The following is a 23065-nucleotide window of genomic DNA, read 5'->3' on the forward strand; positions in this document are numbered from 1 at the left end:
CCATGGTGCACCTCATAAGTTAGAACGTAGTGGTAAAGCCGAGTTTTAATGTACGCCCCGGCGCGGGCATGGCCGAGCGTGTCAGCGGGTCGACATAATAAAGATTGCTCAAGTTAGTGCCGGTCAGTTCGATCGAAGCATCATCGGTCAACTTGTAGTTGATGTAAGCGTCGTACGTGACAATCTTGTCCCATGACATCGGCGTGTTGATGTAATAACTGACCATGGGGTTGTTCGGGTAATTCTTGTTAAACTTGTTCTCGTGTTGGCGGTAATAAATGGCGCGCCCACCCACTTCCAACTTGCGATTGAAGAACCGCCCGCCGAGCCCGAGGTTGGCCGACCACTCCGGTTGCGACATGCTCACCAGATAACCGCCGACGAAGCCGTCATCCACGCAGTTTGGCGTACTGCCATCCGGGGTAATGGTGATTGCCGATTTCTCATCGCAGACCCGGTTCTTCAACACATGGGCGACGCTCAGGTCGGTGAAGAAGCGCCCAGTGTCATAACGCCCTTGAAACTCAAGGCCGGAGGTCGTCTGCTTTTCAAGGTTGCTGAACATCAGTTCCGGGCTGCGTTCAATCACGTTTTTGGTGGTGTTGTGGTAATAGGTCAGTTTGACGTCGGCGCGTTCACTGCCGCCCCACCCGGCCAGGTTGTGGATATACGCGGCTTCATAGTTATAGGCGTGTTCCGGCTCGAGCCCCCATGGGTTGATAGAAGAGGAGAAGCCCAACGTACTTTCAAACATGCTTGGGTAGCGGATGGCCTCACTGTAGCGAATGTAAAACCGGCCGTTCTCGGACGTATAGAAAGTGCCGGACAGTGTCGGCGCCCATGCGCTGTCTTTCTGATGTTTGGCACTGACGTCTTTCTGGTAGCCAATACCGGTATCGCTCACGCCGCACGACACCACATTCTGGCCTGCGTTGGCCGCCAGGATGCACGGGTCGTTATAGCGGGCGAGGCGGCCTTTATCATCCGCATTCCACACCGCCCGAAGTTGGGTGTCTTCAATCCGCGGTGTTTCTGCCTGCAACTGGTTTACATCAATGACGCGTAACTCTGGCGGAATGCCAAACAGGTCAAATACGGCATTGAGGTCTGCCACTTTCTTGTCAACGGCAGCGTTCCATTCAGCGTCCGTCAGTGTTTTACGGGTGGTGTAATCCACGCGATAGGCCGTATTGACCCATTGGGTGGTTGCGCCGCCTTGGTCTTGAGTCTCTTTCAGGTAGTCGTCAAACGCCCAATACGAGGAATACCGTGCGCCAGCCGTGAATTTGGCAAAGCTGACGGGGCGCCACTCGAAGTTGAAGTTGTACTCCTTTTCTTCCCGACGCCCCGCGCGCGGGTTCATGCGCAAGGTGTCGAAGATCGCCGCGTCGTAATAATTGTCCTTTGAACTCAACTTTTCATGCTGGTAACTGGCGCCGAGGGTCAGGTCCAGGCTGTCGATCAACTTGAGTTTGTTGCTGACGGTCACACCGGCCCGGTTGTGTTGGGCGTTGGCCACGGCCGTGTTTCTGAAAATCGGGTCGGCGGCGCTGGTGGCGTTGGGCACGCCGCCACTGGAGTAGGTGTCGCTTTGGGTATTGGTGGCCCAGAGGTTGGAATAGAAATCCACCCAGGGGTTGCCCTCGGGCTTGAGGTTGTATTCCAGGTTGTAGGCCTTGCTCTGCACATGACTTAGCGGCCATTGCGGTACGCCGCTGGATTCGGCGTCGTATTGGTCGCCGGGGCGGAAGAACGAAATGCGTGACGGCAGGATTTCGCCGTACAGCGAATCGGTGTCGCGGTAGCCGAATTCCAGGGATTGGTCGTCGTCGATCTTCAGCTTGGCCTTGGCCAGCCAGGACTCCATCTTGCTGGAGGTATTGGGCACTTCATCCCCCGGCTTATAGATGTTGGCCAGGTTGGGGATGTAGTCGAACTGGCCGTTGACCTGTTTACCGGTGGCGTAGAACCCGCTCTTGTTCTTACCCGCGTAGTGGTTGCCTTTTTCGCGATAGGCGTAGGCGGCGAGCAGTTCGAATTTTTCCTGGCGGGTGCCGAGGGCCAGGCGGTAGGCCGTGTCGCCGCCGTTGATCAGGCTGTTGTCGCGACTGGTGCGCGGTTGTTTGTACAGCGACGGGTCGTAGTAGGAAGAAATCGGGATGTACTGGTAGTCGGCAGGCGGGCTTTGGCCGGTCATCAAGTGCGGCAGCTTGGGCGACACTGAGTTGTTGCTGCCTTCCATCTTCAGCTCGCCGCCGAACTCCTGGCCTTCCTTGAGGATGTCATCCACGTTCAAGGTGTTGGCGACCACCGCACCACCCACGCCGCTGTAGACGTTGCGCTCCAGGTTCGGGCCCTTGAGTACCTTGATGCTGCCGATCAGGTTGGGGTCGATGTAGTTGCGGTTGTTGGCGCCCATGTAGCCGCGATACACCGTCAGCGCCTGTTCGGTGCCGTCGATGGTCAACGGCACACGGCCGGGGCCCTGGATACCGCGCACGTTGGGGTCCAGGGCGCCGCTGTTGCGGCCGTCACCGCTGTAGACGTTGAGCATGCCCTTGAACATGTCGGCGGGGGCGGCGCCTTTGTAGCGTTCGATCTGTTCCTTGCCGGAATACACCGAGGACACGTCCAGATCGTAGATGTCGTTGTAGCCCTTTTCGTCGCGCGACTCCTTGCCGTCCAGGCCATGCACGTAGATCGGGTGCAGGTCGCCTTGCTGGATACCGCTCATGCCGGGCGCGGGTTGCACCTGGATGATCGGCCGCTCGGGCTGGTTGCCGAGGCTGTAGGTCAGCGCCTGGTTGGCGAGCAGTTGTTGCAGCGCGGCTTCCAGGGACAGCCGGCCCTTGACCGGGTTGCCGTAGGTGCCGGTGAGGTCATTGCTGCCCAGGTAGACCTCGACGCCCGCCTGGCGCGCCAGCAGCACCAGGCCTTCGTCCAGCGAGAGGGCGGGTACGTCGAAGTCGTGGTAACCACCTTGGGGTTGTACCTGTGCAGCGTTGCTGACCGGGCGGGTTTGCACCGGGTTGATGGCGGCGGCGTCGGCGGCCAGCGCGAACACGGCGAGCTGGATGCCCAGGCTCAGTCGCGTGCGATGTGCTGCCTTGCGCTTCTTGTTGTTCTGTTGCATCTGCAAAACCGGCCTCACTAAAGCAAATAAGAGTTATTCACATGTAGTAGAAACGCAGCAGCAGCGAAAACGCGATAGATCGTTATGATCTATGTATCTGGTTTTATATATTCATGATGTCAAAAGGCCCGCAAACGGGGCCTTTCAGTAGATCAGCGTCAGCCCAGGCAGGTCGAGAATGCGCCCATGGGCTTGCTGTGCGAGGTGTTTGAGGGCGTTGTCGAGATTGTCCAGGCGCATCACCGCGCTAATCCGCACCGCACTCAATGTGTCGCCTTTGACCACTACCAGCCCCGGCCGATAGCGATTGATGCGCGCCACCGCGTCGCCCAGCGGTTCGCGTTGGAACACCAGGCGTCCTTCCTGCCAACTGGCCAGTTCATCCGGGCGCGTGGTGAGCGGCAGCAAACCGGCCTTGGGGCTGAACCGCAGGCTGTTGCCTTGCTCCAGCAGGGCGGAGCCGGCCGCATCATCGCGTTGGGCGGGCGTCAGGTTGACCTCGACCTTGTGCTGCAAAACTCCGACCCAGCCTTCGCGATCCTGACCGACACCGACCAGATAGCGTGTGCCGCGTGCAGTGATGTCGGCGCCGGGCGCGCGCACGGTAAAGGGGCGGCGCTCCTGATCATTGATCGGTGAGGGGGTGAACACCGCTTCGCCCTGGCTCAGGCTGACCAAGCGGGTTTGCTCGTCATAAGTGACGTTCAGGATACTGTGGCTGCCCAGTTCAACCTGGCTGCCATCCGCCAGGGTGATGTGGCGAACTTCGCCAAAACCGGTGTGATAGTCGCTGTTCAGCGCTTGCAGCCAGAAGGGCGGCGCGAGCAGCATCCAGCAGCCCAGCGCGGCAGCACCGATGGCGCTGGCGCAGGTATTGCGGGTCCAGAGCGTGCGCGGCGGGCGTTGCGGTTTTACATAGCCGGGGTGGCGTTTGAGCGAGGCGGTGGCGCGCCAGGCACGGTCAGCCCGGCCGGCAGCGGCGGCATGTCTGGGGTCGGCTTCCTGCCAACGCTGAAAAGCTTCTAGCTCACGCGCCGACAGCTGGCCTTGTCGATGACGCATCACCCAATCGGCAGCTTTGCGCTCCAACGGGTCGGTCGTTTGTGGGGGAGCATTCACGGTTCTGACTGTTTACCTTCTTGCTTTTCAAGATACCCAAGGTCTAGCCCTCTTGGTCTGGATCAAGCGCCTTGCCAATCTTGGCCAGCGCCATCGCCATGTGTTTTTGTACAGAGCTTGTGGATATCCGTAAATAGCGGGCGGTCTCTTTGTGCGTCATGCCTTCCACCCGGCACAGCATGAAAATATCGCGGGTGCGTTCTGGCATGCGTTCCAGCAGGCTTTCCAATTGCTCCAGGGCCAGGGCGTCGAGCGCTTGCTCTTCCGGGCCGCTGGCTTCGTCCACCAGGGTGTCGAAATAGGCGGCGGCGTCGCTGTCGAAGCGCTTTTCACCATAGCGTCGATGGTGGTCGATCATGAGGTTGTGCGCGACGCGAAACAGGTATGACGGCGCACACAGGATGCGTTCCATGTTCTCCAGCTGGGCGATGCGCAGGAACGTGTCCTGCACCAGGTCCGAGGCCAGGCTGGGGGTGCATTTCTTCCGCAACAGGTATCGATGCAGGGCGGATGCATGTTGATTGAAGAGTTTTTCCAGCACGGCGGCACGTTCCTATGCTCGGGCAGAACCGGGAGAGGGCACGAGTATAGTGAGAATGTTTCTCATTAATCCAGTAAAAACAACAAAGCATTTTTGACAGGCAAAAAAAGACCCCGGCGGTGTATTTCACTACACCACCGGGGTCGTTTACTGCGCGCTCAAGGCGCCAGGTGATCAGCCGTTCTGGCGGATACCAGCGACCAGCCAAGGCTGGTTTTCGCCTTGTGGGCGTTCCATGTTCCAGCTTTCGCTGAACACTTCGCCCTGGTCAAAGCGCGAGTTTTTCGACACGCCGCTGAAGGTCAGGGTGGCGATGGTCTTGTCGGCGCGATCATCCACGCCTTCCAGTTGTACGCGCAGGTCGTCGATGTAGGTCGACTGGAACGCGTCGCCCAGCTCAGCGCGTTCGCGCTTGAGGAACTCCAGCAGTTGCGGGGTCACGAACTCGGCGATCTTGTCCATTTCGTTGGCGTCCCAGTGTTGTTGCAGGGACTGGAAGTGGCTGCGGGCCGCTTCGACGAAACGCTCTTCGTTGAACCATGCCGGAGCGTTGATCACTGGGCGGGCAGCAGCAGGGGCTGCGGAACCACCGAAGATCGAACCCATGGCAGGCTTTTGCTCGAACACTTCACGCTGCATCGGCGCGCCGGCTGGAGCCATGTGCTCCTGCTGCTTGCGGCGACGGGCGGCGATAAAGCGGAAGATCACAAAGGCGATGACCGCCATGATCAGGATGTCGAAGATCTGCATGCCCTGGAAGCCGCCGCCCATGAACATGGAAGCGAGCAGGCCACCGGCGGCGATGCCGGCCAGAGGGCCCAACCAGCGCGAAGCACCGCCGGCCTTGGCAGCAGCGCCAGCAGCACCGGCTGCGCCTGCGGTAGCGGCTGCACCGCCCATGCCGCCAGCGGAGGGAGCCATTTGGCTGGTTTGGTGAGTCGGTGCTGCGCCCGAACTTTTGCCGCCACCGAAGCGCTTGGCGTTGGCGTCGAGGCTCATCGTGAGGCCGATGCACAACGCCATGGCGATGCTAAGAAAACGTTTCATAAAGGGAATTCCCATTTGTGGATTGCACGCGCGCCATGTTGCACAGGTGTCGTGACAGTGGCTAGCGACATAATGTTTCGGGCTTTTGCGTAAGACGAAATCTGAATGGTCTGTAGGACGTATTACAGATATTGGCCCGCCCTCGCTAAAAACAAGGGCAGCCCCACCGATCGTTCCCACGCTCCGCGTGGGAATGCAGACAGTGACGCTCCGCGTCACGACGTTGGTGCGGGACGCAGAGCGCCCCAGGCAGCGTTCCCACGCAGAGCGTGGGAACGACAGGGTCAGATGGCTTCGAGCTTCGCGTAACCCATCATCAGCCACTTGCTGCCTTCGGCGAAGTTCACCTGCACCCGTGCCTGGGCGCCGGCGCCTTCGAAGTTGAGGATCACGCCTTCGCCGAAGATCGCATGCTTGACCTGCTGGCCGAGGCTGAACGCGGTTTCCGGGATTGCGGAGCCGGCAAACAGGTTGCTGGCGCTTTGCTGCTGGCCGCCGCCGAACGGGCGGCTGACGCTGTTGGACAGGCGCACTTCCTGGATCAGCCCCTTCGGCACTTCACGTACGAAGCGCGACACCTTGTTGTAGGTCTCGCTGCCGTACAGGCGTCGGGTCTCGGCGTAGGTCATCACCAGGTTCTGCATCGCCCGGGTAATGCCCACGTAGGCCAGGCGGCGTTCTTCCTCAAGGCGGCCGGGTTCTTCCAGGCTCATCTTGTGGGGGAACAGGCCTTCTTCCATGCCCACCAGGAACACATACGGAAACTCCAGGCCCTTGGCGCTGTGCAAGGTCATTAGCTGGATGCTGTCTTCATGCTCGTCGGCCTGGGTATCACCGGCTTCCAGGGAGGCATGGCCGAGGAAGGCGGCGAGCGGGGTCAGCTCCTCTTCGTTCTCGGTGTTTTCGAACGCGCGGGCGGCGCTGACCAGTTCCTCAAGGTTTTCTACCCGAGCCTGGCCTTTCTCGCCTTTTTCCGCTTCGTGGTAGGCAATCAACCCGGACTGCTCGATCACCGTCTGCGTCATTAAATGCAGGGGCATTTCCGAACACTTGGCGGCGAGGTTCTCGATCAGCTCGACAAACACCCCCAACGCCCCGGCCGCGCGACCGGTCAGGCCTTTGTTGGCGATGAGCAAGCGCATGGCCTCCCACATCGACACATCGGCGTGGCGTGCGTGATCGCGAATCGCCTCGACGGTTTTTTCGCCGATGCCGCGCGCCGGGATGTTGATCACCCGCTCCAGCGCCGCATCGTTGCCGCGACCTTCCAGCAAACGCAGGTAGGCCATGGCGTTCTTGATTTCGGCGCGCTCGAAGAAGCGCTGGCCGCCATAGATGCGGTACGGGATGCGTTCGCGCAGCAAGGCTTCTTCCAGCACCCGCGACTGGGCGTTGGAGCGATAAAGGATGGCGATATCGCTGCGCGCCAGGCCGGTCTTCAGTGCGCTTTCAATGGTTTCCACCACGTAGCGCGCTTCATCGTGCTCGTTGAACGCGGCGTACAGGTTGATCGCCTCGCCTTCGCCGCCGTCGGTCCACAGCTCTTTGCCCAGGCGCCCGGTGTTGTTGGCGATCAAGGCGTTGGCGGCCTTGAGGATCCCGGCGGTGGAGCGATAGTTCTGTTCCAGGCGGATGGTGATCGCGTCCGGGAAATCTTCGGAATACTGGTAGATGTTCTCGATTTTCGCGCCACGCCAGCCGTAGATCGACTGGTCGTCATCGCCCACCACCATCAAGCTGTCGCCGCCCTTGGCCAGCAGGCGCAACCAGGCGTATTGCACGGCGTTGGTGTCCTGGAACTCGTCCACCAGGATGTGCCGGAAGCGTTTCTGGTAATGGGCCAGCAAGCCGGGGTTGTCACGCCACAGGTCGAGGGCGCGCAGCAGCAGCTCGGAGAAGTCGATCACGCCAGCGCGTGCGCAGGCCGCTTCGTACGCTTCATAAATGCTGCGCATGGTCGCCAGGAACAGATCGCCGCTGGCCTGGATGTGCTGCGGGCGCAGGCCTTCGTCTTTCTGGCCGTTGATAAACCACTGCGCCTGGCGCGCCGGCCAGCGTTGTTCGTCCAGCCCCAGCTCGCGGATCACCCGCTTGACCAGGCGTTGCTGGTCATCGCTGTCGAGAATCTGGAAGGTCTGGGCCAGGCCCGCTTCCTGCCAATGCGCCCGCAACAGGCGGTGCGCCAGGCCGTGGAAGGTGCCCACCCACATGCCGGCCGGGCTGATGCCCATCAACTGCTCGATGCGATGGCGCATCTCGGCAGCGGCCTTGTTGGTAAAGGTCACCGATAGGATCGAATGGGGGGACGCGTTTTCGACCTGGATCAACCAGGCGATACGGTGCACCAGCACTCGGGTTTTACCGGAGCCAGCACCGGCCAGGACCAACTGACGGCCAACGGGGGCTGCTACGGCCTGGCGTTGGGCATCGTTGAGGGAGTTCAGCAAAAGGGAGAGATCATCGCGCATCGGCGCATTCTATGGCCCTCGGGGGAGTGGGGCAAACCCCAATGCCGGATGGTCGATAATTCTGTTGGGGCTGATGACCGGTCGGTCATAGGGTGCAGACCCCGGACCGCCTTGCTCGAGCTGTCTGGCACCGAGGTTTGCGGGTAAATATCCGCTGGTTTTTATGACGTAGAGCAGTTTGGCCCACGCGCAGGCTTGTGTATGCTCCGTGCACGTTTCGGGCTCACCATTATAAGAACACTGCCTATGACCCTCAGCACCGACCTGCTCAGCCCCTCGGCGGCGCCCGCGCAGGTTATCCGCAAGCACTACGCCACCGAGATGGCGGTCGAACGCACACGCCTGCTGTATCAGGGCTCGTTGTTGCCCACCTTATTAATGTTGGTCAACGGCCTGGTCTGCGCCTGGCTGTTGTGGAACCCCAAACAGTACCTGCTGGACAGCATCTGGCTGGTCTGGCTGCTGGCGCTGGTGGCGATGCGCGTGATCCAGGTGGCGGCGTTTGATTCGGCCATGCCCAGTCGCCAGGCCCAGCCGGTGTGGCGGCGCATGTTCATGCTCGGTTCGGCGGTCAGTGGCCTGACCCTGGCCACTGCCGCCATCGCCCTGGTGCCGGTGGACAGCTTTATGCAGCAGGCCTGGGTGTTTGGCCTGATCGGCGCCGCGACGTTGTCGGCCAGCGTGGCCTACGCCGTGAGCTTGCCGGCGTTCCTGTCGTTTGCCTTGCCGTGCCTGGTGCCGGCGATCCTCTATCTCTTCTGGAACGGCGCCCCGCAGCAGCAAGGCTGGGGCGTGCTTGGCCTGATTCTGCTGGCGTCCTTGAGCGTGGTGGCGTGGCAGGTCAACCGCCTGATCCAGCGCGGGCTGTTGCGGCGCTTCCAGAACCAGGCGCTGATCGAGCACTTGCAGCAGGCGCAGCAGCGCAGCGAGCAGTTGAATCAAGAGCTGGTGCGCGAAGTCGAACAACGCCGCCAGATCGAGCAGGAATTGCGCGAAGCCCAGACCGGCCTGCAAGACCGCGTGGCCCAGCGCAGCCAGGAACTCGACGCCGCCAGCCTCGCCCTGAACAAAAGCGAAGCGCGCCTGGCCATGGCGCTGCAAGCCAGCGAGCTGGGCCTGTGGGACTGGAACCTGCAAACCGACGAGGTCCACCACACCCAGCTCAAGGAATTGTTCGGCCTGGAGCCCGAGTACGTCACGGCGATGCTCAGCCACCTCAAGCCACGTTTGCACCCCGACGACTTGCCGCTGCTCAAGCGTGCGCTGGTCGAGCATCTCAAGGGCCGCAGCGAGGACTATCAGGTCGAATACCGCGTGCGTCACGGCGACGGCCACTGGGTCTGGATCGAAGACCGTGGCCGCGCCGTCGAGCGCGCGCCCAGCGGCCGGGTCACACGCATGCTCGGCACCCGTCGCGACATCAGCGCCAGTAAAGTCCTCGAAGAGCAGCAGCGTCTGGCGTCGACGGTCTTCGAGGCGGCCAGCGAAGGTATCGTGATTCTCGACCCGGACTACAAGCTGATCGCGGTGAACCAGGCCTTCAGCCGCGTCACCGGTTTTGACATCGATGACATGCTCGGGCGCAACGTCGTCGAATTGCCCAGCAGCCGCGACGCGCGCCGCCACTTTCCGGTGATCCGCCAGGCGTTGCTCAGCCATGGCACCTGGCAGGGCGAACTGGTGGAAACGCGCAAGAACGGCGAGTTGTACCCGCAGTGGCTGCAATTGAATGTGGTGCGTGATGTTCGGGGAAAGGTCAGCCATATCGTGGGCTTCTTCGCCGATCTCTCCGCGCGGCGCGAATCCGAAGAGCGCATGCGCTACCTCACCCACTACGACGAGCTGACCGGCCTGGCCAACCGCTCGCTGTTCCGCGAGCGCCTGCGCGAAGCCCATGCGCGGGTGCGCCAGGGCGGGCGCAGCCTGGCGTTGCTGCATATCAACCTCGACCGTTTCAAGCTGCTCAATGACAGCTTGGGGCATGAAGTCGCCGACCAACTGTTGCAGAAAATGGCGCGTCGCTTGATCAATGCCTTGCCGGAAGCGGACACCATTGCGCGCCTCTCCGGCGACGAATTTGCCGTGCTGTTCGACGCCTACGGCAGCCTGTCGAGCCTGGCGCGGGTGGCCACGCGGTTGCTGGCCAAGCTACGCGTGCCGGTGACGGTGGACGGGCATGAGTTGGTGGTCAGCGCCTCGATGGGCGTCAGCCTGCTGCCGGATAATGCGCGGGAAATTTCCGCGCTGGTCAGCCAATCGAACATGGCCATGCAACACGCCAAGCACCTGGGCGGCAACAATTTCCAGTTCTACACCGACAGCCTGCAAGCCAGCACGCTGGAGCGCTTGCAGCTGGAAAACCAACTGCGCAAAGCCATCGAAGACCGCCAGCTGACGGTGTTCTACCAGCCGAAACTATGCCTGGCCACCGGCAAGCTGAACGCCGCCGAAGCGCTGGTGCGTTGGGAGCATCCGCAGTGGGGCATGGTGCCGCCGGGTGAGTTTATCGGCCTGGCGGAAGAGACGGGCCTGATCGTGCCGCTAGGCGAATTTGTGCTGCGCCAGGCCTGCTGGCAGGCGTGCGAATGGCAGCGCCAGGGGCTGGCGCCGATCCGGGTGTCGGTGAACCTGTCGGTGCATCAGTTGCGCCAGGGCAAACTGGTCAGCCTGGTGCGCCAGGTCCTCGAAGAAACCGGGCTGGACCCGCAATATCTCGAGCTGGAACTGACGGAAAGCCAGCTGCTCGACAGCGTTGAACACATCATCGCCACCTTCCAGCAGTTGCGCGACCTGGGGGTGAAGCTGGCCATCGACGACTTTGGCACCGGCTATTCGTCCCTCAGCTACCTCAAGCGCATCCCCGTGGATTACGTGAAGATCGACCAGACCTTCATCCGTGGTCTTGGCCAGGGCCGTGAAGATGCGGCCATCACCCGGGCAATCATCGCCATGGCCCATGGCTTGGCGTTGAAAGTGGTGGCCGAAGGTGTGGAAGATCGGCAGCAGTTGGACTTCTTGCGGCAGGAGCGTTGTGACGAAGTGCAGGGTTATCTGATCAGCCGGCCAATGCAGGCAGAAGGGTTGGCAGATTTGTTACGGAAAAATGCAGATTTTCCTTAATGACGGCGGGGCCGCCCCGATGGCTACAAAGCGCCTGCCCTTTGAATCAGAGGGCAGCAGGGCGATTTAGTGATGCATCAGACGGGCAAAACGACAATTCTTGTAGTATAACTACAAGCTTGCTACATCCCTGGCACCTGCCAATAACAAGAGTCCTGCCCTTTGAACCTGTTGCAACATATCGCCCAGTCGCGCCACCTGTTACGTAAATCGGAACTCAAGGTTGCCGACCACGTGCTGCTTGATCCTGCGGCCGTGATGCACAGTTCCATGGCCGACCTGGCCCACAGCGTGGGCATCAGCGAGCCGACCATCGTGCGCTTCTGCCGTGCCATCGGTTGCTCCGGGTTCCAGGACCTGAAACTCAAGCTGGCCCAGAGCCTGGCCGCCGGCGCGAGCTTCGGGCAGTTTGCGATCCACGAAGACGATTCTGTCGCCGACTACAGCCTGAAAATCTTCGACACCACGCTGCACACCCTGATGGAAGTGCGCGAGAAACTCGACCCGATCGAGCTGCAAAAAGCCGTGACTGCGATGTCCCAGGCCCAGCGTGTCGAGTTCTATGGTTTCGGCGCTTCGGGTGCGGTGGCGGCCGACGCCCAGCATAAATTCTTCCGACTGTTGCTCACGGCAGCGGCCTACAGCGACCCGCACATGCAGGCGATGTCGGCGGTGACGTTGAAACCCACCGACGTAGCGATCTGTATTTCCCAGTCCGGGCGTTCCAAGGACCTGCTGATCACCGCCAACCTGGTGCGTGAAAGCGGCGCGACCCTGATCACCCTGTGCCCGAGTCAGACGCCGTTGGCGGAGCTGTCCACCGTCAACCTGGCGATTGATGTGCATGAAGACACCGAGATCTACACGCCACTGACCTCGCGTATCGCCCACCTGGTGGTGATCGACGTGCTGGCAATGGGCGTGGCCATGGCGCGCGGGCCGAGCCTGGTCAACCACCTCAAGAGCGTGAAGCGCAGCTTGCGCAGCCTGCGGTTGTCGCCCAAGTCCGTCAAAGCCCTCGACGACTGATCGGTTGATGATCGCTCCCACGCTCCGCGTGGGAGTGTCTCTTGCGACGCTCTGCGTCGCGAGACGCGGAGCGTCCGGGGCTACATTCCCACGCGGAGCGTGGGAATGATCAGTGTGGGAAGATTCATCTTCCTGTCATGCGCTCGCCGCCAAACCGTAACCGCCAGCGCCCATCCTGAACTCCCGTACTCGCATTGGGAGACTCGAAATGGCCCGTCCCTACGAAGACAGCAACAGCGCCGTCAAAACCCGCCGTCAGCAGGAAGACCAGCGCCGCATGGCGTTCCGTCGCGCAATCGAAGACCGTTGTGAAGAACGCCAATTGCTCCAGAGCATCAGTGACTACCCGGAGCTGCATTGGCAGGCACCCGTGGCATCCCAGCGAAACGCTCAGCCAGCACGCTGATCTGTGCCCGTTCGCTGCGGATAAAGCCCAGGAACGCATGGGCCACCGGTGACAGGCGCTTGGCCTTGGCCTGCACCAGGCACCAACTGCGGTACAACGGCAGCTCTTCCACCGGCAGCTCCTTGAGCCCGCCGCTGGCCAGTTCCAGGTTCACGGCGTGGCGCGTCAGCAAGGCCACGCCCAAACCTGCGCTCACGCATTCGCGTTGGGCCTCGGCCGACGACACTTCCACCGTCTGGGTGAAGTGCACGCGTTTCTCCTTGAAGTACTCCTCGCAAGCCATCCGCGTGCCGGAACCCTGCTCGCGTACCAGCAGCGTGTAAGGCTCCAGGTCTTGCAGGCGCAGCGGGCCTTGCAGGCTCAAGGGATGATCGAGGGGCGCCACCGCGACGATGGGATTGTTGAGGAACGGCAGGAACTCCAGGCCCATGTCCTGGGGCACCATGGACATGATCACCAGGTCGTCGCGGTTGTCGGAAAGCCGGCGAATCACCTGGGCGCGATTGACCACGGTCAGGTGCAGCTGCACTTCGGGATGCTGGCGCTTGAACGCGGCAAACAGGTGGGGCACGAAGTACTTGGCGCTGGATTCAATCGCCAGCTTCAACTGGCCCTGCAACGAGCCCTGCATGTCCGACAGCTGCATGTCGAGGTTTTCCAGGCGCCCGAAAATGTCGCGGCTGGCGCGCTGCAAGGCTTCGGCGGCCTCGGTCATGTAGAGCTTTTTGCCGACGTAATCGAACAATGGTTGGCCGATCAGCTCTTCCAGCTGGCGAATTTGCAGGCTGACGGCGGGTTGTGTGAGGGACATTTCCTCGGCGGCGCGGCTGTAGGAGCGCAAATCGCACACTTCATTGAAGATCTGCAATTGACGCAATGTCATACGCATCAATGACTTACGCATTTTTACCGTCCTTTCGCCCAAAGCTGTCCGGCCAACTATAAGTCTTTACTTATGCACGACCCAATAATTATTGATTTTTGTTAATCCCTCCACGGGCTTAGTGTGTGTCTCGCGACTGTCATGAAACATTTGGTCACGCGCCGACCCGGGTCTAGCGGGTCGAAGAACGCAGCAATCGGCTCAAGGGAATTTCCAAGTGATAAAAAAGATCCTGATCGCCAACCGTGGTGAAATTGCCGTACGAATCGTGCGTGCCTGCGCCGAGATGGGCATTCGCTCGGTCGCGGTCTACTCCGACGCCGACCGTCACGCGTTGCACGTCAAACGTGCCGACGAAGCCCACAGCATTGGTGCCGAGCCCCTGGCCGGTTACCTGAACCCGCGCAAGCTGGTGAACCTGGCCGTGGAAACCGGTTGTGACGCACTGCACCCTGGCTACGGCTTCCTGTCGGAAAACGCCGAACTGGCAGACATCTGCGCCGAACGTGGGATCAAATTCATCGGCCCGTCCGCTGAAGTGATCCGCCGCATGGGCGACAAGACCGAAGCGCGCCGTAGCATGATCAAGGCCGGTGTACCGGTCACCCCGGGCACCGAAGGCAACGTCGCCGACATCGCTGAAGCCCTCACCGAAGGCGACCGCATTGGTTACCCGGTGATGCTCAAGGCCACCTCCGGTGGCGGCGGTCGCGGTATTCGCCGGTGCAACAGCCGTGAAGAACTTGAACAAGCCTTCCCCCGCGTCATCTCCGAAGCCACCAAGGCTTTTGGTTCGGCGGAAGTGTTCCTGGAAAAATGCATCGTCAATCCCAAGCACATCGAAGCGCAGATCCTCGGTGACAGCTTTGGCAACGTGGTGCATCTGTTCGAGCGCGATTGCTCGATCCAGCGCCGTAACCAGAAGCTCATCGAAATCGCGCCAAGCCCGCAGCTGACCCCGGAACAGCGCGCCTACATCGGCGACCTGTCGGTGCGTGCCGCCAAGGCCGTGGGCTACGAGAACGCCGGCACCGTGGAGTTCCTGCTCGCCGAGGGCGAGGTGTACTTCATGGAGATGAACACCCGGGTGCAGGTGGAGCACACCATCACCGAAGAAATCACCGGGATCGACATCGTTCGTGAGCAGATCCGCATCGCCTCGGGCCTGCCGCTGTCGGTGAAACAGGAAGATATCCAGCACCGTGGTTTCGCGTTGCAGTTCCGCATCAACGCCGAAGACCCGAAAAACAACTTCCTGCCGAGCTTCGGCAAGATCACCCGTTACTACGCGCCCGGCGGTCCCGGCGTGCGCACCGACACGGCGATCTACACCGGCTACACCATCCCGCCGTTCTACGACTCCATGTGCCTGAAACTGGTGGTATGGGCGTTGACCTGGGAAGAAGCCATGGACCGCGGCCTGCGTGCCCTGGACGACATGCGCCTGCAAGGCGTGAAGACCACTGCCGCCTATTACCAGGAAATCCTGCGCAACCCGGAATTCCGCAGCGGCCAGTTCAACACCAGTTTCGTGGAAAGCCATCCTGAGCTGACCAACTACTCGATCAAGCGCAAACCCGAAGAGCTGGCCCTGGCCATCGCCGCCGCCATCGCCGCCCACGCAGGCCTGTGAGGAATACAACAATGTCCAAGAAAATCTTTGTCACCGACACCATCCTGCGCGACGCCCACCAATCGTTGCTGGCGACCCGCATGCGCACCGACGACATGCTGCCGATCTGCGACAAGCTCGACAAAGTCGGCTACTGGTCCCTGGAAGTCTGGGGCGGCGCAACCTTCGACGCCTGCGTACGCTTCCTCAAGGAAGACCCGTGGGAGCGCCTGCGTAAACTGCGCGCCGCGTTGCCTAACACGCGCCTGCAAATGCTCCTGCGTGGCCAGAACCTGCTGGGCTACCGCCACTACAGCGACGACGTGGTCAAAGCCTTCGTCGCCAAGGCCGCAGTCAACGGTATCGATGTGTTCCGCATCTTCGACGCGATGAACGACGTGCGTAACCTGCGCGTGGCCATCGAAGCGGTAAAAGCGGCGGGCAAACACGCCCAGGGCACCATCGCCTACACCACCAGCCCGGTGCACACCGTCGAGGCGTTCGTGGCCCAGGCCAAGCAGTTGGAAGCCATGGGTTGCGACTCCATCGCGATCAAGGACATGGCCGGCCTGCTGACCCCGTACGCCACCGGCGAACTGGTCAAGGCGCTGAAAGCCGAGCAGACCCTGCCGATTTTCATCCACTCCCATGACACTGCGGGTTTGGCCGCGATGTGCCAACTCAAGGCCATCGAAAACGGTGCCAGCCACATCGACACCGCCATCTCCAGCTTCGCCTGGGGCACTAGCCATCCAGGTACCGAGTCGATGGTCGCCGCCCTTAAAGGCAGCGAATTCGACACCGGCCTGAGCCTGGAGCTGCTGCAAGAGATCGGCCTGTACTTCTACGCGGTGCGTAAGAAATATCACCAGTTCGAGAGCGAATTCACCGCTGTCGACACCCGTGTGCAAGTCAACCAGGTGCCGGGCGGGATGATTTCCAACCTGGCCAACCAGTTGAAAGAGCAGGGCGCCCTCAACCGCATGAGCGAAGTGCTGGCCGAGATCCCACGCGTACGTGAAGACCTCGGCTTCCCGCCGCTGGTCACGCCGACGTCGCAGATCGTTGGCACCCAGGCGTTCTTCAACGTGCTGGCCGGCGAGCGCTACAAGACCATCACCAACGAAGTGAAGCTCTACCTGCAAGGCGGCTACGGCAAGGCGCCGGGCACCGTCAACGAGCAACTGCGTCGCCAGGCCATCGGCAGTGAAGAAGTGATCGACGTGCGCCCGGCTGACCTGCTCAAGCCGGAAATGACCAAGCTGCGCGGCGAGATCGGCGCGTTGGCCAAGTCCGAAGAAGACGTGCTGACTTACGCCATGTTCCCGGACATCGGCCGCAAGTTCCTCGAAGAACGCGACGCCGGCACCCTGGCGCCGGAAGTATTGCTGCCGATTCCTGAGGCGGGCGGCGTTGCCCGTGCCGGTGGCGAAGGCGTGCCGACCGAATTCGTCATCGACGTGCACGGCGAAAGCTACCGCGTGGACATCACTGGTGTTGGCGTGAAGGCCGAAGGCAAGCGCCACTTCTACCTGTCCATCGACGGCATGCCGGAAGAAGTGGTGTTCGAACCGCTCAACGAGTTCGTCGGCGGCGGCAGCAGCAAGCGCAAGCAAGCCAGCGAGCCAGGCCATGTCAGCACCGCGATGCCGGGCAATATCGTCGATGTATTGGTCAAGGAAGGCGACGTGGTCAAGGCCGGTCAGGCCGTGCTGATCACCGAAGCGATGAAGATGGAAACCGAAGTGCAGGCAGCCATTGCCGGCAAGGTGACCGCCGTTCATGTGGCCAAGGGCGACCGGGTCAACCCTGGCGAAATCCTGATTGAAATCGAAGGCTGATCCAGCCTTCGACACTACCGCTTAATCCTCGGGGGGGCAGGTGCCCCCCTTTTTTTTGCCCGGAATGATCGTTCCCACGCTCCGCGTGGAAACGCCGCCCCGGACGCTCTGCGTCCCACTCTAGAACTAGAAGCGCATCCGCCACTGCCCCATCAGGCCCTGGTTGCTGCTGTGGGTGCCGTTTTCGCCGAGGTAGGCCAGGCCGACGGTGTGGTTTTCCGACAGTGCCAGGTCCAGGCCGGCTTGCAGGCTGAGGCTGTTGCGATCCAGGGAGGAGCCCTGAATGGTGAACGCATCAATACCGCTCTGGCGAAAGGATTGGCGCACCTGGCTATCAACGTCACCGTAGAGGTGTTTCCAGCCTGCACTCAGGTGGGGTGTGAGGCTCATCTGGTTATCGAACCGAATCTGCTTGGCCAAGCGTAGGCCAAAGGTGCTGCTCAGGTTTTGCTGGGTTTGCGCATCGACGTTCAGCGCAGCCGGCCCGCCTTTCTCCCTGAAACTGTCACGGCTGTAGCGCTGGTAACCAAGCCCGGCAAACGGCTCGATACTCAGGCTGCCAGTACCCAGTTGGTAACCCGCTTCGCCGAACACATTTTGGCCTGTGGCGCTGTAGTTGCCCTTGAGCGTGTCCTTGTAGCTGAGGATCTCGACGCCGCGCCGGTTCTGCCCGTTGTGGCTGCTGTAGATCGCCCCCAGGCGCAACGCCAATGGGCCGTCCTGGCGCACGGCGTAGCCGCCCAGGTGCCAGCTGTCCAGATCGGCGGTGAAGCGTTGGGTGTCAAAGCGACTACTGGACTTGGCCCCCAGCACCCCGACCCGCCATGCATGATCGACTGCCCAGTCTGCGCCCATGAGTACGCCCTGGTTGGCCGTGTTCAGACCGGCACTGCCGCGCTGGCTATCGAGGCCGCCTTCACTGCCGAGGTTCTTGACCCAGAAGTGACCGTCGGTGTCGGTGGGCAGTTCGCGCAAGGTCGAGAGCACGCGGCTGCTGAGCTGCTGGGTGGTGGTCTGCGTTGCAGCCGCCAGGTTTGCGTTCTGGCTGCCTGCCAACTGTTCAAGCGCGGCGCCGAACGCATTCGGTTGCTGCGCGAGTTCGGCGTTGAGCTTTTCCAATGCCTTGATCTGCTCGGGGGTCAACTGGCCGGATTCCAACAGTCGAACCAGCGCCGGTTCCAGTACCTTCGCCACCTGCAAGCCGTTGTACGTGGTGGCTTGTTGGGTGAAATAGCCGTCGATGGGCGCGCGTTCGATTTCGCCGCGTGCTTGCGCATGGGGAAGGCTGGCGGCAAGCGCAAGGCTGATGAAAAATGCAATTCTGCGGGGGGGTATGGGCATGAATTCCCGACCTCTTGTGGATGAGGCCTGGAATTTAGCGAGATGGCGGGGGGATAACTGTCAGGGCAAGGGCTCCTGGTGTGCGGGAGTTGTCTCTATTGATCTGCAATTGGCGTAATTTGCATTTTATTGCATGAGCGTGCACTGATCATTCGTAATTATGCATTTTAATGCAATTCAAGGATGTGCCAAGCGAGGTTGTCTGCACTATATTGCATTGCATCAACGCCTATTCGACTTAAGAACGCATTAAATTGCAGGTGTACCTCATGCTCAACCTGACCTTGCAGATCTTCACCGAAGGACAATGGCAGGACGCAATGCTGCTGACATTCGATACCCCGCAACAGGGCTTCGACAGTCGCTGCAGCTTTGGTTATGACCAGCTCTATCTGGTTGATCATCTCGACGATCTCGCCACACCCTTCGCGACGGCGGTGAGTGCAAGGCTTCCTTTGCAATGGGAGGGCTGTCGAACGCAGGGTGCACCGGCGTTTCTCCATGACATTGCACCCGCGGGCGCCGCCAAGCGGTTTCTGATGGCACATATTGGCCAGGAAAAGCCGGACGACATCAACGCCGACCTGTTTTTGCTGATGCGTAGCACGCCAGCGCCCATCGGCCATATGCGGATCAAAGAATCGGTTGCCGCGTTGGACAGTCGCCCACCCATGGGCTTTTCACGTCAGGAGGTGATTCAGCGGGACAATCGTTTCCTGGAATACGCCTATGAACAGGGCGCGGCCATTGGTGGCGCCACCGGGGCCGGGGGGGAGGCACCGAAGCTGCTGCTGACGGAAAACCAGGGCGGCCTGCTGTTCCCGGATGCCGTGTTGGATGACGAGCAGGTCCGTCAGCACTGGTTTGTGAAATTCGCACGCAACAAGGGTATGCAGCTTGACCAAGACATCCTGCGCAGCGAGTACCACTACTACAAAGCCTTGCAGGTGTTGGGCATCGACACGGTCGCGGCGCAAGGACTGGCCTTGGAAGAGGCCAGCAAGCCAAGCTTGTGGATGCAGCGTTTTGATCGAAGCGTTGGCCGACAGGGCGTCGAGCGCCACGCGGTGGAATCCATTTACTCCGTGTCTGGCGTCACTGTCCCTGGAAGCGCCATGGGGCATCGCGAGGTGATTGAGCGGCTGGTCGGGTTATGGGGCCAGGCAGGGCAAACCCAGGAAGTACCGGGGCTGGTGGCGGAGTACCTGAGGCGCGACCTGTTGAACAAGATCCTGGGCAACTCTGACAACCACGGGCGCAATACCTCGATCATTCGCCAGACCAACGCCCTGCGCCTGGCCCCCATCTATGACTTGGCGCCCATGGTGATGGACGACGAAGGGATCACGCGCACGACTAAATGGCCCAAAGAGCTGGAGCGGGCGGGCGAGGTGGACTGGCGAGGTGTGTGTCATTTGCTGGGCGACGTGGTCGACAGTCAAACACTGTTCGAAAACCTCAGGGACGCCGCGCAACAGTTCTTGGCATTACCCGACATCCTCAGCGCCAGTGGCTTGCCAGCGGTCACGATGAACCATCCCGCGATTGCCCTGAAAAACCTGCCGCAACGCCTGCACGAATGGGGATTGAAATGAGCCTGAGCATTGAAGAGCGCACGCTGCTGATCGACAGTATCCAGGCCGCCTTGGCCGACGGTACGCTGCAAATCGGCGAGGCCGTGCGCCGCCTGCGTACCGAAGTCACCGGCCTGCATCAAAGCCAGTTCGCCAAGATGTGCAAGATTTCTGTGCGTACCTTGGTACATATCGAACATGGTGAGGGTAATCAGACCCTCAAATCCCTGAATGCCGTGTTCAGGCCGTTCGGCATGCAAATGGGCGTGGTCAAGCTGCGCCGTCACTACAGCTGAGCATCAGCTACGGCGCACATACCCCTTGCCATAATGCCGTTCCATCCGGGCCTGGATCAGTTCCAGGCCCAACGACAGCACCCAGTAAATAATCGCAGCGGTGGTCAGCATCTCGATATAGCGATAACTCGACCGGCCATAGGACTGCGCCAGGAACATAACCTCCCACACACCCATCACCGAGATCAGCGACGAGTCCTTGAGCATCGAGATGAACTGATTGGTCGCTGGCGGAATGATGGTGCGCATGGCCTGGGGCAGGGTCACGTGCCAGAAGATCGCACTGTCGCGCATGCCCAGCGCCAGGGCCGCTTCGCGCTGGCCGTGGGCGACGCCGAGTATGCCGGCGCGGAAGATTTCGCTCAGGTAGGCGCCGTAGTTCAGCGACAACGCGATGATCCCGGCCACGATGGCGCCCGGCACCAAGCCCAATTGCGGCAGGCCGAGGTAGATCAGCAGGATCTGGATCAGCAATGGCGTGCCGCGAAAGAACGACGCATAGAAACTGGCGATGCCGAAGGCCACGGCGCTTTTTGACAAGCGTCCCAGCGCGGTGACGAAACCCAGTACCGACGAAATCACGATGGAACACAGGCACAGGAACAACGTCAGCGCCGCGCCTTGCAGGAAGCCGTTGGGCGCCAGGTGCAGGCCGACCAGGTTGGGCAGCTTGTCGAGGATGATCGAGAACTTCAGGTCAAAGCTCAGGAAGAAACTGGCGAACAGGCACAACAGCGCGGCCCAGGTGAGGTACAGGCGGGTGCGAAAGCCAAACAAGCGCTGCACGCGCGACTCGCTGACCTTGGGTGGTGTAGGAAACGCTGTCATTGGCTGATGTCGGCGCCGATCCATTTTTGCGACAGCTGGCTCAAGGTGCCGTCCTGTTTCAGCTGGGCGAAGACTTCACGCACCTTGCTGTCCCACTGTGGGTCGCCTTTTTCGATGGCCACCGAGTTGGGTTCCGAATACAGCGCCTCGCCGGCCAGTTTGAAGCGCTTGTCTTCGTTCAGGCGCGGTTGCGCGGTGACCAGGTTGGTGAGGATCGCATCCAGGCGCTTGCCGGCGCCAAGGCCGAGGTCCTGGAAGGCCACATTGTCGGTGTCGTACGGGGCGATTTGCACGTTGTCGAATGGGTACTGCAACTGGGTGTCTTCAGCGCCTTCGATCACCAGGTTTTTGTTCAGGTAGCTTTCATAGCTGGAGGCGCTGGTGAGGCCGACTTTCTTGCCGCTCAAATCCTTGGCGCTGTGGATGCGATCATCCGTAGCGTTGACCACGATCACCGCGGGCGACGCGTAGTACTTCACCGGGAAATCGAACACCTCGGCGCGGGCCTTGCTCGGGGTCATGGAGCAGATGCAGATGTCGTAGCGCCCGCTCCAGCGGCCGGCGGCAATCACGTCCCAGGACGGGGTTTCCAGGCGCAGTTTCACGCCGAGTTTTTGCGCAACGGCCTTGGCGACATCAACGTCGAAGCCATCCAGTTGGTTTTGCTCGTTCAAGAAGGAAAACGGCGGGTAGCTTTCCATCAACACGCCCACCAACTCTTTCTTTTGCTCGATGCGGTCCAGCGTGGTGCCGCCGAAGGCTTGGGTAGAAGCAGCCAGAATCGTCAGGCCCAGGGCCAGCAGCGGTTTGAGTTTCATGAAGAACACCGTTAGAAAAAAGAGTTGTTATGTACTGAATTGAACGTATTAAATAGTTATAAGAACGACTCTCATAGTGAGTTATTTTCATAAGCTTATGAGTAAAAAGCATATGGCCAACGCAACAGTAATTCTCGATGGCGGCATGGGCCGTGAACTGCAACGCCGTGGCGCGCCGTTCCGGCAGCCGGAGTGGTCGGCGCTGGCGTTAAGCGAAGCGCCGCAGGCAGTGGAAGCGGTGCACGCGGCTTATATCCAAAGTGGCGCCAACGTTATCACCAGCAACAGCTATGCCGTGGTGCCATTCCATATCGGCGAGGCGCGCTTCGCCGCCGAAGGCCAAGCCCTGGCGGCGCTGGCGGGTGAGTTGGCGCGGCGTGCCGTGGATGCTTCCGGCAAGGCCGTGAGTGTGGCCGGTTCGCTGCCGCCGCTGTTTGGCTCGTACCGTCCCGACCTGTTCGAGCCACAGCGCGTCGCCGAATTGCTGACACCGTTGGTGCAAGGGCTGGCGCCGTTTGTCGACCTGTGGCTGGCGGAAACCCAGAGCTCCATCGTCGAAGCGCGCGCCATCCAGGCTGGGCTGCCAAAGGACGGCAAACCGTTCTGGCTGTCGTTTACATTGAAGGATGAAGACACCGACGACGTGCCGCGCCTGCGCTCCGGCGAACCGGTGGCGGACGCGGCCGAAGCTGCGGCGCAGTTGGGTGTGCAAGTGCTGCTGTTCAATTGCAGCCAGCCGGAAGTGATCGGCGATGCAATTGATGCCGCGCGCCAGGCGTTCGCGCGGCTGGGCGTGCAGATTGAGGTGGGCGCTTATGCCAACGCTTTCCCGCCGCAACCCAAGGAAGCCACGGCCAACGATGGTCTGGACCCGTTGCGCGATGACCTTGATCCTCCGGGTTACCTGCAGTGGGCGGCGGATTGGCAGGCGCGCGGTGCCAGCCATCTGGGTGGATGCTGCGGGATTGGGCCGGAGCATATTGCGGTGTTGGCGCAGAAGCTGGGCTAG

At 61.0% G+C, this 23065-nt stretch carries 17 protein-coding genes; 8 read left to right on the forward strand and 9 right to left on the reverse strand.

The window, feature by feature from the left end; translation table 11 throughout:
* Positions 1–19: 19 nt before the first annotated feature.
* The 5 genes from ACZRMO_RS05960 to uvrD all read right to left on the reverse strand — a co-directional run bounded on the left by ACZRMO_RS05960 (position 20) and on the right by uvrD (position 8308).
* Positions 20–3133, reverse strand: coding sequence for a TonB-dependent receptor domain-containing protein (locus tag ACZRMO_RS05960; RefSeq protein WP_463972235.1), 3114 nt, complete (start codon positions 3131–3133; stop codon positions 20–22).
* A gap of 144 nt (positions 3134–3277) precedes the next feature.
* Positions 3278–4252, reverse strand: a complete 975-nt coding sequence (locus ACZRMO_RS05965; protein ID WP_463972236.1) for a FecR family protein — start codon at positions 4250–4252, stop codon at positions 3278–3280.
* Between the two features lie 43 nt (positions 4253–4295).
* Entirely contained in the window at positions 4296–4793 is a 498-nt protein-coding gene (locus tag ACZRMO_RS05970) for an RNA polymerase sigma factor (protein ID WP_124526981.1), read from the reverse strand.
* A 174-nt stretch (positions 4794–4967) separates the two neighbouring features.
* Complete coding sequence (locus ACZRMO_RS05975; protein WP_124526980.1) at positions 4968–5840, reverse strand: Tim44 domain-containing protein; 873 nt, start codon at positions 5838–5840, stop codon at positions 4968–4970.
* Positions 5841–6124: 284 nt separating this feature from the next.
* On the reverse strand, positions 6125–8308 hold the full coding sequence (uvrD, locus tag ACZRMO_RS05980; protein WP_463972237.1) for a DNA helicase II: 2184 nt from the start codon (positions 8306–8308) through the stop codon (positions 6125–6127).
* Positions 8309–8554: 246 nt separating this feature from the next.
* On the opposite strand from uvrD, the gene ACZRMO_RS05985 reads away from it, so the two are divergent.
* The 3 genes from ACZRMO_RS05985 to ACZRMO_RS05995 all read left to right on the forward strand — a co-directional run bounded on the left by ACZRMO_RS05985 (position 8555) and on the right by ACZRMO_RS05995 (position 12863).
* Positions 8555–11428, forward strand: coding sequence for a putative bifunctional diguanylate cyclase/phosphodiesterase (locus ACZRMO_RS05985; protein WP_463972238.1), 2874 nt, complete (start codon positions 8555–8557; stop codon positions 11426–11428).
* A gap of 162 nt (positions 11429–11590) precedes the next feature.
* Positions 11591–12457, forward strand: coding sequence for a transcriptional regulator HexR (gene hexR, locus ACZRMO_RS05990; RefSeq protein WP_017739023.1), 867 nt, complete (start codon positions 11591–11593; stop codon positions 12455–12457).
* Between the two features lie 208 nt (positions 12458–12665).
* A complete protein-coding gene (locus ACZRMO_RS05995; RefSeq protein ID WP_463972239.1) occupies positions 12666–12863 on the forward strand; it encodes a PA3496 family putative envelope integrity protein in 198 nt (65 codons plus the stop codon).
* Here ACZRMO_RS05995 and ACZRMO_RS06000 read toward each other — a convergent pair.
* Positions 12793–13767: a LysR family transcriptional regulator gene (locus tag ACZRMO_RS06000; protein ID WP_463972240.1), complete on the reverse strand. Its 975-nt coding sequence runs from the start codon at positions 13765–13767 to the stop codon at positions 12793–12795. The two genes, ACZRMO_RS05995 and ACZRMO_RS06000, sit on opposite strands and share 71 nt — an antisense overlap.
* 196 nt (positions 13768–13963) lie before the next feature.
* Here ACZRMO_RS06000 and ACZRMO_RS06005 point away from each other — a divergent pair, with 196 nt between their 5' ends.
* On the forward strand, positions 13964–15379 hold the full coding sequence (locus ACZRMO_RS06005) for an acetyl-CoA carboxylase biotin carboxylase subunit (RefSeq protein ID WP_003213442.1): 1416 nt from the start codon (positions 13964–13966) through the stop codon (positions 15377–15379).
* A gap of 11 nt (positions 15380–15390) precedes the next feature.
* The gene (gene oadA / locus ACZRMO_RS06010; RefSeq protein ID WP_463972241.1) at positions 15391–17199 is read left to right on the forward strand and encodes a sodium-extruding oxaloacetate decarboxylase subunit alpha; all 1809 of its coding nucleotides are present in this window, start codon (positions 15391–15393) and stop codon (positions 17197–17199) included.
* Positions 17200–17325: 126 nt separating this feature from the next.
* On the opposite strand, the gene ACZRMO_RS06015 is transcribed toward oadA, so the two are convergent.
* On the reverse strand, positions 17326–18540 hold the full coding sequence (locus tag ACZRMO_RS06015) for an autotransporter outer membrane beta-barrel domain-containing protein (RefSeq protein ID WP_463972242.1): 1215 nt from the start codon (positions 18538–18540) through the stop codon (positions 17326–17328).
* Between the two features lie 269 nt (positions 18541–18809).
* Between ACZRMO_RS06015 and ACZRMO_RS06020 the strand changes: the two genes are divergently transcribed.
* On the forward strand, positions 18810–20135 hold the full coding sequence (locus ACZRMO_RS06020) for a type II toxin-antitoxin system HipA family toxin (RefSeq protein WP_463972243.1): 1326 nt from the start codon (positions 18810–18812) through the stop codon (positions 20133–20135).
* Positions 20132–20410 carry a helix-turn-helix domain-containing protein gene (locus tag ACZRMO_RS06025; protein WP_463972244.1) on the forward strand — a complete coding sequence of 93 codons (279 nt, stop codon included), beginning with the start codon at positions 20132–20134 and terminating at the stop codon, positions 20408–20410. The genes ACZRMO_RS06020 and ACZRMO_RS06025 overlap by 4 nt, the downstream gene beginning before the upstream one ends.
* 3 nt (positions 20411–20413) lie before the next feature.
* Here the strand turns inward: ACZRMO_RS06025 and ACZRMO_RS06030 are convergent, their stop codons facing one another.
* Positions 20414–21238 (reverse strand): amino acid ABC transporter permease, encoded by an 825-nt coding sequence (locus tag ACZRMO_RS06030; protein WP_124526973.1) that lies wholly within the window; start codon positions 21236–21238, stop codon positions 20414–20416.
* A complete protein-coding gene (locus tag ACZRMO_RS06035) occupies positions 21235–22056 on the reverse strand; it encodes an ABC transporter substrate-binding protein (protein ID WP_463972245.1) in 822 nt (273 codons plus the stop codon). The genes ACZRMO_RS06030 and ACZRMO_RS06035 overlap by 4 nt, the downstream gene beginning before the upstream one ends.
* Before the next feature lie 112 nt (positions 22057–22168).
* On the opposite strand from ACZRMO_RS06035, the gene ACZRMO_RS06040 reads away from it, so the two are divergent.
* Positions 22169–23065 carry a homocysteine S-methyltransferase family protein gene (locus tag ACZRMO_RS06040; protein WP_463972246.1) on the forward strand — a complete coding sequence of 299 codons (897 nt, stop codon included), beginning with the start codon at positions 22169–22171 and terminating at the stop codon, positions 23063–23065.

It is taken from the genome of Pseudomonas sp. B611 (assembly GCF_055407965.1).